Consider the following 13923-nt stretch of genomic DNA (forward strand, 5'->3'; position numbering starts at 1 on the left):
GACGTTACGCGTCGCCACTGGCGTTGAGAATGGTCACGTTCAACGATTCCCTACACATTAGTTTCGATCAGGCGGGGGCCATGTCGGCAAAGCGCGAATAGTGCCCCTGGAAAGCCACAGTGATCGTCGCCGTGGGACCGTTACGGTGCTTTGCAACAATCAGGTCGGCTTCCCCAGGACGAGAGTCCCTCTCATATACCGATTCACGGTGAAGAAGCACGACCATGTCGGCATCCTGCTCAATCGATCCCGACTCACGCAGGTCGCTGATCGCTGGCATCTTGTCTTGACGCTGCTCAGGACCACGGTTCAGCTGCGACAGCGCAATCACGGGAACCTGCAGCTCCTTTGCGAGCAGCTTCAGCGCACGCGAGAATTCCGAGACCTCCTGCTGACGGCTCTCGACACGCTTTCCGCTCGTCATGAGCTGCAGATAGTCGATAACCACAAGTTTGAGCCCCACCCGCTGCTTGAGACGACGGCACTTCGCCCTGATCTCGACGAGCGTCATGTTGGGGCTGTCGTCGATATACAGCGGCGCTTCGTTGATGCGGCCCCGCGTCGAGGCCATTGTCGTCCAGTCACGCGAGTCGAGCGTTCCCTTGCGCATGTTCTGCAGCGGGATCGCTCCCTCGGCGCTGAGCAGGCGCATGGCGATCTCGCTCTTGCCCATTTCGAGCGAAAAGAAGATCGACGGCTCATCGTTCGCGATGGATGCTGCCCGCGCAAAGTCGAGCGCGAGAGTCGACTTACCCATTGCGGGGCGCGCAGCGATGATGATCATCTGGCCCGCGTGCAGACCGTTGGTGAGATCGTCAAGCTCTTTGAAACCGGTGGGGATGCCGGTCATCGTTCCGTCGCGGCCGCTCGCGGCCTCGATCTCTTCGACGGCAGCGTCGACAGCCGTGTTCAGCGGAACGTAGTCTTCTGCCGTCTCGTCACCGGAGACCGAATAGATCTCTGCCTGCGCGTTGTTGACGAGGTCGAGTACCTCCCCCTCGCCCGAGTAACCCATTTGCACAATGCGCGTTCCTGCCTCAACGAGACGGCGAAGCATGGCTCGCTCAGACACGATTGACGCGTAGAACCCGGCATTGGCCGCGGTCGGAACAAGGGAGGTCAGCGTATGAAGGTAGTCGGCACCGCCGGCTCGCTGCAGCTCGCCTTGCTTGACGAGTTCATCCGTGACGGCAATGACGTCTGTCGGCTCGCCGTGCGAATAGAGCGACAGCATCGCGTCGAAGATGATTTCATGCTTGGGAACGTAGAAATCAACACCGCGAACCAGCTCAACGACATCGGCGACTGCATCTTTCGAGAGCATCATTCCACCGAGTGTCGATTGCTCGGCGAGGAGGTCATGCGGCGGGGTGCGCTCATACGAACGCTCTGAGTCAGGACCAGCTACTCCACCAGCCTCAAGATGCGCGATCGACACGAATTAACTCCCCCTTTTTCACAACTCACCGGCACAGCACTGCCCTGCCTCAGCGGCAACCGAACGTCGTCGTTCGTCGTTACTCGCCAAGTGAATCAGCACCCGCCGACATCAGCCGCTGGTTCGCTTGTGCGAACGTGCGCGACCGGTCTGCTGACTTACCCTAGAGACCTCTCGCGCATCCCCAAAATCAGCCTGTGGATAACTCTGTGGAGAACCTGGGCGAAACGCCGTCAGTCCTGTGGGAAACAGATGTGGATAACTGTGGAGAACGTGGGGATCGAATTTTATTTTTGAAGTCTGACCTGGTTTTAATTTCTCCACCCCATGTGGAGAAGAAACCCAGTTGAAGCCATGGTTGAGGGTTGGGAATCGTGGCCGCACCTGTGCACAGATGAGCAGATATTATCCCCAGAACCACCCATGTGCAACCTCCAACTCTCTACTGAGGCGTACACAAAAAACTGCGGGGTGAGCCAGTGGCTCACCCCGCAGTTTTGAAGCGCCTTACTTGGCGGCAACCACCCGAAGGGCGATCGTCGCTGAGACGTCCTCACGGAGGCGCAGGGTGGCCTCGTGCTTGCCCGTTGCCTTGATGGCGCTGGGGATCTCGATCTTGCGCCTGTCAACCTCGCCGATGCCGGCTTCGGAGATGGCCGAGGCGATGTCGCCCGGCTTGACCGAGCCGAACAGACGGCCTTCGGCGCCGGCCTTGACGGTCAGCGTGATCTCGTTCGCCTCGAGGGCGTCCTTGAGGGACTTCGCCTCTTCGATGGTCTCGAGTTCACGAGCGGCGCGAGCGGACTTGATCTGCTCGACCTGCTTCTCGCCACCACGCGTCCACGGGGTAGCAAAACCCTGAGGGACGAGGTAGTTGCGGGCGTAGCCGTTCTTGACCTCGATGACATCACCGGGGGCACCGAGGCCGGTGACCTCGTGCGTCAGAATTACTTTCGACATTCGTGTGCTCCTTAGCGGCCCGAGCCGGCGTAAGGCAGAAGTGCCATTTCGCGGGCGTTCTTGATTGCCCGTGCGATCAGGCGCTGTTCCTGCACGGAGACACCGGTGATGCGACGAGCGCGGATCTTTCCACGCTCTGAGATGAACTTGCGGAGTGTGGCGACGTCTTTGTAATCAATGACGCCGACACGAATTGACTTCGCCGGGGCGGATGCCTTTGCACCCTTACCGCGGGAAGGCTTGCGGCCCTGGCCGCTCGACTTTCCAGCCATAGTGGATTCCTCTTCGTGAAAATTCGGTGCGACGGTGCTGTTACCCAGCCGTCACACGCAGGTAGTTAGAACGGGGTTTCGTCGCCGTAGCTTCCGGGTGTTGCCCACCCGTCGCCGCCGCCCGACTGGGGCTGCGACTGCGCTGCTGGAGCCCAAGGCTCGTCGTTCTGGCCGGGCGCGGACTGAACACGTCCCTGCCCACCACCAGACGACTGTGCACGGGTGACCTGCGCCGTTGCATAGCGAAGGCTCGGGCCGATCTCGTCGACATCAAGCTCGATCACTGTGCGCTTCTCGCCCTCGCGGGTCTCAAACGAACGTTGCTTGAGACGCCCCTGAGCGATGACGCGGCTGCCCTTGGTGAGAGTGCCTGCGACGTGCTCGGCGAATTCGCGCCAGACGCTCGCACGCAGGAAGAGTGCTTCACCGTCTTTCCACTCGTTCGCCTGACGGTCGAACGTACGAGGAGTAGACGCGATCGTGAAGTTGGCAACCGCAAGCCCCGACTGCGTGTAGCGCAGTTCGGGATCGGCGGTGAGGTTGCCCACCACGGTGATGACGGTCTCGCCAGCCATGGGACTAGGCGCCCTTGCTTGCCTTGCGCGCGGCCTTGGCCTCAGCGCGCTGCGCTTCGAAAGCAACCTGAGCGATCGCTTCTTCTGCGCGGAGCACCTTTGTGCGCATGACGGCTTCGGAGAGCTTCAGCTGGCGGTCGAGCTCCTGAGTGGACTCGGTCGTCGCGGTGAAGTCAACGACGGCGTAGATGCCCTCGGACTTCTTGTTGATCTCGTACGCCAGACGACGGCGTCCCCAGATGTCAATGTTGTCGACAGTTCCACCGCCGTTGCGGATGACGTTGAGGAACTTGTCGAGGCTCGGTGCAACCGTGCGCTCGTCAATTTCCGGGTCGAGGATGACCATGAGTTCGTACTGATGCGTCACTAACCCACCTCCTTCGGTCTTGATCGGCTGCAGACGTTCTGCAACAGGAGGGTTGTAGCATCGTGGCTCGCGTTCGTGAAGTGAACACGGGCAACTTGGCTATGATACCCGACGCCGAGGCGAAGGGCGAACACATGCTCAATTGCCGGAGCCGATTGCCCCATTCGCTTCGGCCTGCGCCTGCTCCAGCCCGTCGAGCGGCTTCACTGTTCCCGCAAAGATCTCCTTGAAGATGGGGTCGAACTTTTCGTAGCCCTTGCTGTAGTTCGGCCCGGTGGGAGCGGGGATCGTCTTGCCATCGGAGACGACATCGAAGAACGGCGACACGTCGACGTCTTTCTTGCTCCAGTAGTCGAAGTAGGTGTCCTGAGCTGCGACAACGCCGGGAACGGCTGCGCCGTCGGCGCCCAAATAGGCGTTGCCCTGCTCGCTTCCGAGCCAGCCGAGCACCTTCTTGACCGCATCCTTCTTCTCGCTTGCCGCGTTGCCCGCGGCCACAATGCCGTTCGTCACGGAGACACGGCCCTCGGGCCCGGCCGGGAGCATGGCGACGCCCCAGTCAAAGTCGGCACCCTCTGACACGTTCTTGAGGTTGTACAGCCCCGATTGGAACATGGCCATCTTGCCCTGGGTGAACGCGTTGAGGCTGAAGTCGCCGTCATCGTTCGTATCGGCGGCCGACGGTGCCACGTGGTACTTGTTGATGGCCTGCACGAGGTAGTTGATGGCCTTCGCCGAATTCTCGCCTGCGAATGCGAACTCGTCGCCCTTTTGGAATGCACCGCCGTTTGACCCGATGAAAGGTAGCAGAATCGCCTGCAGATCGTAGGCGATATTCGTGCCGTACTGCTCGACGGAGTCACCGTCGAAGCCCTTGGTGTCTCCGGCTTTTCCGCTCGAGTCGAGGGTGAGCTTGCGGGCGACCTCGAGGTAGGTGTCTGCCGCCGCTTGGTCGTCGGACTGCTTCTCTTTGTCTGGCTTCTCGGGGTTCCACGACAGATCGTTCAGCTGCTCCGGCGTCACTCCGGCAGCCTCGAGAATGTCGGCGTTGTAATAGACAGCGATGCCGGCGTCGTACAGCTGAGGCACGCCCCACAGCGTGCCATTGCGCGTGAACTGGTCGACGACACTCGGCTCCCACGCCTCTGCCGCGGCGGAGCCCATGACAGCGCCGACGTCCATGAGGTTGCCCGAGTCAACGTAGGCGCCGTAGTAGGAGTTGTTGATCCAGTAGACGTCGTCCATGGTTCCGCTCGCAACGTCGGTGCGCAGCTTCGACCAGTAGTCGGCCCAGGGAACGACGTTGATGTTCACCTTGATGTTCGGGTTCTGCTCTTCGAACTCGTCGAACGAGGCCTCGTAGGCCTTGGCGACGGTTTCGTCCCACAGCCGGAAATTGACTGTTGTGGTGTCTGCCTCGGTCGTGTCAGAGGCAGCGCAGCCAGACAGCATAAGGGAAGATGCTGCCACCACCGCTGCAATCGTAAGGATTCGCTTCGCCATTCGGGTCTTTCTCTATTTGAAACCGGTAATGGTGATGGACTTGACGATGTGCTTCTGAAAGATCAGGAACACGATCACCAGCGGAACGAGGGCTAACGTCGTCGCGGCCATCACCAGCGTCCAATTGCTCGTGTACTGAGATTGGAGGCTAGCAGTCGCGACCGTGATCACACCCCAGGTCTTCCCCGTTGTCACCACGAGCGGCCAGAGAAAACTGTTCCAGGCAGTGACGACGGTGATGAGCGCCAAGGTGACGATAATTGGTCGCGACAACGGAACCACGATACCCGTCATGATGCGAAAATGCCCGGCGCCATCAATGCGGGCAGCGTCGACGAGGTCTCGAGGGATGCCTCGGAAATACTCTCTCAACAGGAAAACTGCGTATGGACTTCCGAACATGAAGGGCAGAACGAGCCCCCAGAAAGTATTGCGAAGTCCCAGCTGCACCATCATGAGATAGAGCGGAATGACGAGTACGACGGCCGGAACCATGAGCGCCGAGAGGTAGGTCCAGAACAGGATGCTGCGCCCGGGAAACTCGATGCGGGCGAAGGCATAGGCCGCCATGATCGAGAAGCCCAGCTGACCGACGAGAAGCACCGCCGTCATGGCGAGAGTCACTCCAAGCGAGCGTCCGAAGCCGAAACCGCCGCCGAGCAGCTCGCCGATGTTGTCGAGCGTCGCCGGGCTGGGCAGCGACGCGGCGCCTTCGCGAGCAAACTGTGTCGGTGTCGTGAACGCCGTCATCACGCTGAAGGCGAAGGGGAGAAGCGTGACGGCCGCGCCAACGAGCAGAAGGGCGTACACGCCAAGGGCAGCGAGCGCGCGGCGCGGCGCACGTGACTGCGGTGTGCGCACCGGCATCCGGAGCCTTTCGCTGCTACGAGAGGTCATACGTGGTCCTCCGTCGGAAATACACCTGCTGCGCCACGGTGATGAGAACGAGCAGAACAAGAAGCACGACGGCGATGACCCCTGCCTGGCCCAACTCGAACGTTGAAAACGCCCGGGTGTACAGGCGCATGGCGACGACGTCTGTATAGCCGAGCGTTCCCGCGTCGGTGACAGCGTGCGGCCCGCCCTTTGTGAGCGCGTATACCTGGTCGAAGAGCTGAAAGACGCTGATCACGCTCGTGACGAGCACGAAGAACATTGTGGGGCGAAGCAGCGGAAGTTTGATGCGCCAGAAGATGGCGGAGGGCCCCGCGCCATCGATGCGTGCGGCATCGACGATGTACGGCGGAATGCTGAGCAGCCCGGCGACGAAGAACAGGGTGATGTAGCCGACGTTCGTCCAGATGACGACGGCGGCAACGCTGGGCAGCGCAAGCGCCGGGCTCGTCAGCCACTCGATTCGCGCGCCGATGAGCGTGTTCAGCAGGCCGTCCGTTGGCGCAAGAATCCACTTCCACACGATGCCGAGCGCGAGCGGCGCGCTGATCCACGGCAGAACGTAGATCACTCGAAACACGGCGCTGCCCGGAAGACCTCGGGTCAGGAGCGAGGCAGCGAGCAGCCCGAGCGCGGTCTGCACGGGAATCACGATGACGACGAAGCCGACGGTGATGAGAAGCGAATTGAGAAACTCGGCATCTCCGAGCACGCTCACGTAGTTGTCTGCGCCAACCCACACGGGGGCGCTCAGCAGATCCCACTGGTGAAAGCTGAGCCAGAACACGACGAGGATCGGGAAGAGCAGAAACGCGACAAGCCCGAACAAGCTCGGCGCGAGAAGCGCATACGCAGAGGAAACCTCATGAGCTCGTCTGCCGAAGCGGCGAGGCACCCGAGGCGTCGATGGCACCGCGGGCTTCGCGGTGTCGCTCACGCCAGGCATATATTCGATCGTATCGATCTTGGCGAGGAGTGCGACATTCGCGCCCCGAAACCTCCGTGGCTACGCCCGCGCTCCCGCGGTCAGGGCGGCCACCTCTGCCAGCTTCTCGACGACGGAGGCGAGGAACGCATCATCGGCTGCGACATCAGCGGGAACGAGCTGGCGGCGAGCGAAGATGCGGTCGACGAGCGCGCGCGGATCGCTCGCGACAGCGTCCGCGTCTGCGACGCTCTCATGCAGGAGCGCAGCCTGCGGGTCGTCAAGCGGCGGAGCCCCGTCGCGCATGCTCGCGGCGACGAAGGCGATCCATGCGGCGACGGCAAGTGCAAGGCCGTGCGGCGTGTGGCCGGACGCAATGCGGTCGGATGCCGTGCTCAGAATGCGCAGCGGAACCTTCAGCGATCCGTCTGTCGCTACCTGACGCGTCGCGTGTGCGAGCGCGGGGTTGGCGAATCTCTCGAGCACTGAATCGCGGTATGCGGGCAGGTCGATTCCCCGTGGCGCACGAAGGGCGGGGAGCACATCGGTCGTGAGGGTTTCCCAGACGCGCTCCCGCAGCTGCTCATCGGCAACCGCTTCGGCGATGGTGTCGTGACCGGCGAGAGCGCCGAGGTAGGCGAGCATTGAGTGCGCGGCATTGAGAACGCGCAGCTTCACTCGTTCGTACGGTTCGACATCGTCTGTGAGAATCGCCCCGGCGAGCTCCCACGCGGGACGCGGGCCGGCAAAACTGTCTTCGATGACCCACTGCGCGAACGACTCGGCGGCGACGAGCCCCTCGTCGCGCACACCGAGCAGACGCTCCCCCTCGCGGCGGTCGCTGCCTGTCGTCGCCGGTGTGATGCGGTCAACCATGCTCGAGGGAAAGGCGACGCTGCGCTTAAGCCAATCAACAAATCCGGATGCTTCGCCGTCGGCGACCCGCGCGACAGCCGCCGCGAACGTCAGCACCGCCGTGCGCGTCGTTTCGCCGTTTGCCGGCATGTTGTCGCACGAGAGCACGGTGAACGGTTCGGCCCCGAGCACAAAGCGTCGGGCGAGTCCCCGCACGAGGAGCCCGATCGGAGTCTGCGACGGCGCGGTGCTGCGCCCGCGTGTGAGCTCGTCCGCGACAACGGCGACATCGTCGCTGACGTCTGAGCGACTCAGGTCTGTGCCGCCGCCCGCGGTCAGCCTGTACCCCTTCTCGGTGATGGTGAGCGTGGCGACGTGCGTCGTCGCGGCAGCAATCGACTGGGCGATGTGATCGGAGTCGTCACCGGGAAAGAGCACGTCCTTCAGAGAGCCGACGATGCGAGCACTCGTGCCCCGCGTCGAACGAGTCAGCACGGTGAAGAGGCCGTTCTGCGGGCAGAGCTGCCTTGCGGCAGCATCCGTTCTGCCTGTCACGCCGAGAATTCCCCACCCCCGCTCTCCGGTGAGCGCCATTGCGTCTTCGGTGTAGACGGCCTGATGCGAGCGCACGAAGGCACCAACGCCCAGGTGGACGATGCCCACCTGAACCTGCTGCCACCACGCCGGCGGCCCGCTCACCTCGGGAGATGCACGCACGGAATCGAGCGTGCGCGCAGAGAGCCGTGGGGCCACTGCGGGCGCGTGGCTCTCAGTCATCGTCAGAATCACGCACCCGGGCAACCAGTTGCGTCGGGTTGACGAAGCGCAGCGCGATCACGAGGATCACGAGCATCATCGCCGTGTACATCACGGCCATCGACGAGACGAGCGGCCGCGGCTCGGCGCCGCCTGCCGACGTCATTGCCCGGTAGATCGCGACAACGAGCGTGTCTGAACCCGGCCCTGACACCAGGAACGTCAGCTCGAACATGCCGACCGTTCGCACAAGCACGAGAATTGCCGCCGCGAGGATGCCCGGCACAAGGAGCGGGCCGAGAATGCGAACGAAGACGTGGCGCATTCCCGCACCGCACATGCGCGCCGCGTTCTCGATCGTCGGGTTGATCTGCTCGATGAACGGCGTCATCGTGATGATCACAAACGGCACAGACGGCACAAGGTTGACGAGAATGACGGCGATGAGCGAGCGCCCGAGGCCGAAGTTGTACATCACCGTCGCAAGCGGGATGCCGAACGTGATCGGCGGGATCAGCACGGGCAGAAGGAACAGCGCCGTCACCGCGCGCTTGAACGGGAAATCCCGTCGAGCAAGCACGTAGGCTGCGGGAACTCCGACGAGTATGGAGATCGCGACAACGCTGAGCGAGACGATGAGCGTGACGCCGATCACCTGCGCCAACTCGAAGCGCTCCCACGATTCTGCGTACCAGTCGACGGTGAACTCGGCGGGCAGCCAGGTGGCGAACCAGCCCTTTCCGAGCGAATCGACGAGCACGCTCGTGAGAATGCCGAAAAGAAAGACGAAGAACGCGGCGATGCCGGCCCAGACGAGCCATGTTCCCGGCGATGCGGCGAGGGACCGCTGCCCCGGAGGCCGCGACCCGGGCTTCTTTCCTCGTGCGCTCGGCGTGGAGCCTCGTGGAGAACTCTGCGCGATTTCGTGTGCGGCAGTGCCCGCCGCTGTGGAGGATTCTGACATCAGCCCTTCCCTCCCGTTGATCCCTTGTATAAGAATGAGCGCCCGAGAAGGACGACGGCGATGACGATGAGCTCGACGACTCCCATGAGAATGGCGATCGTCGACGCCATGCTGTAGTTCTGCTGCTCGCCGAATGCCCGATACGCCATCAGTGCCATGACACGCGTGCTTCCGCCTGGGTCACCAACGAGGCGAGCGGACGGGAAGACGCTGAACGCCAGAACGAACGTCAGGATGAACGTTGTCGCCAGCCCCGGAGCGAGCAGCGGCAACGTCACACGTGTGAATCGCTGTCGCCAATTGGCTCCCAACGTCTTGGCAGCCGATTCCAGCGACGGATCGATCCCAGAAAGGTATGACGACACAAGAAGGAAGGCGAAGGGGAACCCGGAGATGATCAGCGAGAACATCACACCGAGGTAGTTATTCACAAGCTGCAGCGGCTGGTCGATCAGACCGATGTCGAGCAGAAACCGGTTGAGCCAGCCCTGACGACCAGCGAAAATCAGAAGTCCCTGCGCAGTGAGCACCGTGCCGAGCGTAATGGGCAGCACGAGGAGCGCCGACATCAGGCGTTTGCCGCGGAATTTGCCGCGGAGCTTGAATGCAAGGGGGATCGACACAAGAACGTTGAAGAGCGCGGCAGGCAGCGCGAGGCGCATGGTCAGCCAGACCGAATCGAAGATGAATGGGTCGTTGAAGAACTGCACGTAGTTGGCGAAGATGCCGCCGCCCCATTGATCGACGGTGCGCTGAAGCGGCTGCGCCGTCAGCCCGATGCCGTATGCAAACGGGTAGACGAAGAGCGCAAGAATGAACACGAGTGCTGGCAGAAGCAGCCACAGCCGTGCATCGACCCCGCGTTCGGCAAGACGATGGCTCAGGCTCGCCGTGCTTCGCTGCGATTCCACCGGCGCCGCGTGCTCGCTGTCAGTCAGCGCAGTGCTCATGATGCGACCAGGCCGACGGGTGATTGCTGTTGCGCGGCCCCGGTGCTCAGCGCCGTCGGATAGACGAGCACGCGTTCCTGCGGAACAGTGAGCGTGACGGCATCCCCCAGCGCAGGCGCATACTCAGAGGTCACGTGCAAACGCTGCCCGCCGAGCGTCTCGACGTCGAGCGCGAACTCACGACCCTGGTACTCGACGGCGTTCACTGTTGCCTCTAGTGTGTTCGCACCGCTGTGGCCACGATCCACGACCGCAAAATCGTGCGGCCTGATCGCTACCCGCACGCTGTCAGTGGCGGCGATGGCTCCCACCGGCGTGCCGACGAGGCGAAAACCGGCGTCTGCGACGACGGCCGTGTCGCCGTCGACACTCTCCACAGAGAGATCGACGATGTTGCGGTAGCCCATGAAGTCCGCGACGTGCCAGTTCGCCGGACTGTCGTGCAGTTCCTGCGGGGTTCCGATCTGCTGCACGTGACCATCACGCAGCACGACGAGGCGGTCGGCCATCGACAGTGCCTCCTCCTGATCGTGCGTGACATAGATCGTCGTGAGCCCGAGCGCCTGGTGAAGGCGACGGATTTCGGAGCGCATCTCGAGGCGAAGCTTCGCGTCGAGATTCGAAAGAGGTTCGTCCATGAGCACGAGCCGCGGTTCGAGAACAATGGCCCTGGCGATGGCCACACGCTGCTGCTGGCCTCCCGAGAGCTGCCCTGGCAGCTTTCTCGCGTGCTCCTCAAGACGCACGAGCGCCAGCGCCTCGGCGACGCGGCGCGTCACTTCTGCGCGCGGGGTTCCGCGCATCTGCAGTCCGAAGGCGACGTTCTTCTGCACGCTGAGATGGGGAAAGAGCGCATAGTTCTGAAAGACCATTCCGAAGTCGCGCTTCTCTGCCGGCAGCACATCGACGCGTTTGCCGTCGATCAGCACCTCGCCATGCGTCAGCGGCAGAAGGCCTGCCAAGCAATTGAGCGCTGTCGACTTGCCGCAGCCTGACGGCCCGAGCAGGGCGATGAACTCGCCTGCTCGGATCGTCAGCGACAACTCGGTCAGGGCGACCTGGCCACCGAAGCTGCGCCCGACATTCACCAGCTCAAGAGCATCGAATTTCGTTGCAGAGATGTTCATGGCGTTACTCGGACTCATACTTTCCGACCCCGATAGTGCGGTCCCAGATGTCAAATGCCTTGACCATCTCGTCTGGCGTCAGCGGAGTCTCTTTCGGCATCTTCTCGATCAGGTCGTCGTACCAGTCGCGACCGAACTCGGCGATCACTTCTTGGCTTTCCTTCGGCGCAAGATCAAGCGTCGCGTCCTTGACGGCCGGGCCAGGGTAGAAGTAGCCGTGGTCATACGCCTTCGCGTTCTGCTCCGGCGTCAGCATGTCTTGAAGCATCAGAAGAATCGCCGACAGCTTGTCTGCGGACTGCCCCTTCGGGACCACCGCATAGTGCGCGTCTGTCACCCACGTGAACTCATCGAATGCCGAGGCCTCGATCCACTCGGGAAGCGAGCCTTCTGCCCTCGGGTTGATGTCCCAGCCTGTCGTCGTTGGAATCATCGTCCAGGTGCCGTCGGCCATATTTGAGACGACTTGACCGGTTCCCGTCGGGTAATTCGACACATACTGACCAATGTCTGCCAGGTAATCCCAGGTCTTGTCCCAGCCGTTCTCCGGATCCGCCGGGTCTTCGTCTCCCAAGATGTAGGGAAGACCCATCAAGAACGTGCGCCCAGGGCCTGAGTTGGCCGGGCGTGCGTACCCGAATTTGCCGGGATGCGCTTTCGCCCACGCGAGCAGCTCCTCTGGCGTCGAGGGCACGTCGTCAACCTCTTTCGGGTTGTAGTTGAGCAGTGGGCCGGAGGGATAGTACGAGACAACCGCTCCGAATCCCTCGGCCAGCTCCTGCATGTTGGCTGCTGGTTCGAGATAGTTCTTCTGATTCGACAAGCGGTCGCCGTAGTCAGAGACAATCGGAACCCAGAGATCCTGGCCGATTCCTGCGGAGAGCCCGTCATTTCCCGTGAAAACGAGATCAATCTGCAGGTCGCCGCTGTCAACTTGCGGCTTCACCGTTCCGACGAGATCGGGCGAGCCGCCGCTCTCCCAGTTCACAGCCGAGATGATGTCGGAATGCTCCGCGACGTAGTCCTCGACCATGGCGCCGACTTCTTTCTGCGCCCCGGCCACATCGAGGATGTTCAGTGTGACGGGAGCTGAGGGTTTGTCTGGCACATTTCCCGCGTCGGCGGGCTCCTGGTTTTCGGAGCCCGAGCCGGGTGCTGTGCAGCCGGTGAACAGCAATGCAGCTGCTGCAACCGCCGAGATCGTTGCGGTCCGTTTCGTGACGCGCATGATGATGTTTCCTTCCGTAGGGCTTCTCGACACCACTGTCAAGAAGCTGTTTCTCTACCCGTCACTGCGCGGGGCGCGGTGCTTCTCCGGTGGATTGCCGGATCACAAGATCAACGGGAAGCTGTCGGGGAATGTGCGTCGCCTCGGCGCCCTTCCCATCAAGAATGTTCAAGAGGAGGTCGACAGACATGCGCCCCATGTTTTTACGAGGGAGTTCGATTGTCGTGAGGTTCGGGCGCACGAATGTGGAGACGGGAACGTTGTCGAAGCCGACAAGGCTCAGTTGGTCTGGAACCGAGACTCCCCGCTCCCGCATGCGATCGAGGATGCCGAGTGCTACGAGGTCGTTGTAGCCGATGACGGCCGTCGCACCGCTGGCCATGGCAAGATCGGCAGCTTGAACGCCGCCGCCGAATGTCGGGGGAAAGTTACCGAGTTCTGTGAGCTCAACGCCATCGTTCTCGTCGTTGAACGCACGGAATTCCTCGATTCGCCGGCTGTGCGACCAAGATTGCTGTGGGCCTCCCGCGTAGGCGATCTTCGTGTGCCCGAGCGCCGTGAGATGTCGAAGCACCCTTCGCATGCCGTCATTGTCGAAGACGATCGACGGCACATCGCCGAACTTTCTGTTCGCCAACACCGTGGGCACGAGAGAGGTGAGCTGTTCGAGTTCGCTGTCGCTCGAACGTGGCGAGCACATGATGATTCCATCGACCTGCTTGGCGAGCGACCTGACGACAGTGCTCTCAATGCTCGGATCCTCATCGAAGTCTCCGATGTATACGGAGTAGCCGGCCGCGCGTGCACGCTCTTGCACTCCCTTGCTCACCGCTCCGAAATACGGGTTCTCGAGGTCCGGAATGATGAGCCCGATTGTTCCGCTTCGTCCGGTGATGAGTCCCCGGGCGTTCCGATTCGGGCGGTATCCCAAGCGTGCGACGACCGCCTCTACCACCACCCGTGTCGACTCTGCCACCTTGTGTGGCGCGGCGAGCGCACGGGAGACCGTTGAGATCGAGACACCGGCTTCTTTCGCCACATCCCTGATTGTCACCACCATGGTGCACCTCCTCGTGCTTGCCTGTCGTCGATTATGCAAACCTTTTCAC

Annotated in this window: 14 protein-coding genes; all 14 read right to left on the minus strand. The window is 62.1% G+C overall.

Going from position 1 to position 13923, the window contains the following annotated elements; genetic code table 11:
* Positions 1-67 precede the first annotated feature (67 nt).
* The 14 genes from dnaB to HCR84_RS14575 all read right to left on the minus strand — a co-directional run bounded on the left by dnaB (position 68) and on the right by HCR84_RS14575 (position 13874).
* Positions 68-1438 (minus strand): replicative DNA helicase, encoded by a 1371-nt coding sequence (gene dnaB, locus HCR84_RS14510; protein WP_166979878.1) that lies wholly within the window; start codon positions 1436-1438, stop codon positions 68-70.
* Between the two features lie 507 nt (positions 1439-1945).
* Positions 1946-2398: a 50S ribosomal protein L9 gene (rplI, locus tag HCR84_RS14515; RefSeq protein ID WP_166979876.1), complete on the minus strand. Its 453-nt coding sequence runs from the start codon at positions 2396-2398 to the stop codon at positions 1946-1948.
* Between the two features lie 11 nt (positions 2399-2409).
* Positions 2410-2670 (minus strand): 30S ribosomal protein S18, encoded by a 261-nt coding sequence (rpsR, locus tag HCR84_RS14520; RefSeq protein WP_166979874.1) that lies wholly within the window; start codon positions 2668-2670, stop codon positions 2410-2412.
* A 65-nt stretch (positions 2671-2735) separates the two neighbouring features.
* Complete coding sequence (locus HCR84_RS14525; protein WP_166979872.1) at positions 2736-3245, minus strand: single-stranded DNA-binding protein; 510 nt, start codon at positions 3243-3245, stop codon at positions 2736-2738.
* 4 nt (positions 3246-3249) lie between these two features.
* A complete protein-coding gene (gene rpsF / locus HCR84_RS14530; RefSeq protein WP_166979870.1) occupies positions 3250-3612 on the minus strand; it encodes a 30S ribosomal protein S6 in 363 nt (120 codons plus the stop codon).
* A 138-nt stretch (positions 3613-3750) separates the two neighbouring features.
* Positions 3751-5082: an ABC transporter substrate-binding protein gene (locus HCR84_RS14535; RefSeq protein WP_244972500.1), complete on the minus strand. Its 1332-nt coding sequence runs from the start codon at positions 5080-5082 to the stop codon at positions 3751-3753.
* Between the two features lie 45 nt (positions 5083-5127).
* Positions 5128-6012, minus strand: a complete 885-nt coding sequence (locus HCR84_RS14540) for a carbohydrate ABC transporter permease (protein ID WP_235940710.1) — start codon at positions 6010-6012, stop codon at positions 5128-5130.
* Entirely contained in the window at positions 5999-6955 is a 957-nt protein-coding gene (locus tag HCR84_RS14545) for a carbohydrate ABC transporter permease (protein WP_166979866.1), read from the minus strand. Before HCR84_RS14545 ends, HCR84_RS14540 begins: the two co-directional genes overlap by 14 nt.
* Positions 6956-7015: 60 nt before the next feature.
* Positions 7016-8566, minus strand: coding sequence for a mannitol dehydrogenase family protein (locus tag HCR84_RS14550; protein WP_166979864.1), 1551 nt, complete (start codon positions 8564-8566; stop codon positions 7016-7018).
* A complete protein-coding gene (locus tag HCR84_RS14555; protein WP_166979862.1) occupies positions 8559-9509 on the minus strand; it encodes an ABC transporter permease in 951 nt (316 codons plus the stop codon). Before HCR84_RS14555 ends, HCR84_RS14550 begins: the two co-directional genes overlap by 8 nt.
* Positions 9509-10459, minus strand: coding sequence for an ABC transporter permease (locus HCR84_RS14560; protein ID WP_166979860.1), 951 nt, complete (start codon positions 10457-10459; stop codon positions 9509-9511). Before HCR84_RS14560 ends, HCR84_RS14555 begins: the two co-directional genes overlap by 1 nt.
* The gene (locus tag HCR84_RS14565; protein WP_166979858.1) at positions 10456-11586 is read right to left on the minus strand and encodes an ABC transporter ATP-binding protein; all 1131 of its coding nucleotides are present in this window, start codon (positions 11584-11586) and stop codon (positions 10456-10458) included. Before HCR84_RS14565 ends, HCR84_RS14560 begins: the two co-directional genes overlap by 4 nt.
* Positions 11587-11590: 4 nt before the next feature.
* Positions 11591-12814 carry an extracellular solute-binding protein gene (locus HCR84_RS14570; RefSeq protein WP_166979856.1) on the minus strand — a complete coding sequence of 408 codons (1224 nt, stop codon included), beginning with the start codon at positions 12812-12814 and terminating at the stop codon, positions 11591-11593.
* A gap of 61 nt (positions 12815-12875) precedes the next feature.
* Positions 12876-13874, minus strand: coding sequence for a LacI family DNA-binding transcriptional regulator (locus tag HCR84_RS14575; protein ID WP_166979849.1), 999 nt, complete (start codon positions 13872-13874; stop codon positions 12876-12878).
* Positions 13875-13923 lie beyond the last annotated feature (49 nt).

The sequence above is a fragment of the Paramicrobacterium fandaimingii genome (genome assembly GCF_011751745.2).
In the GTDB taxonomy this organism is placed as follows: domain Bacteria; phylum Actinomycetota; class Actinomycetes; order Actinomycetales; family Microbacteriaceae; genus Paramicrobacterium; species Paramicrobacterium fandaimingii.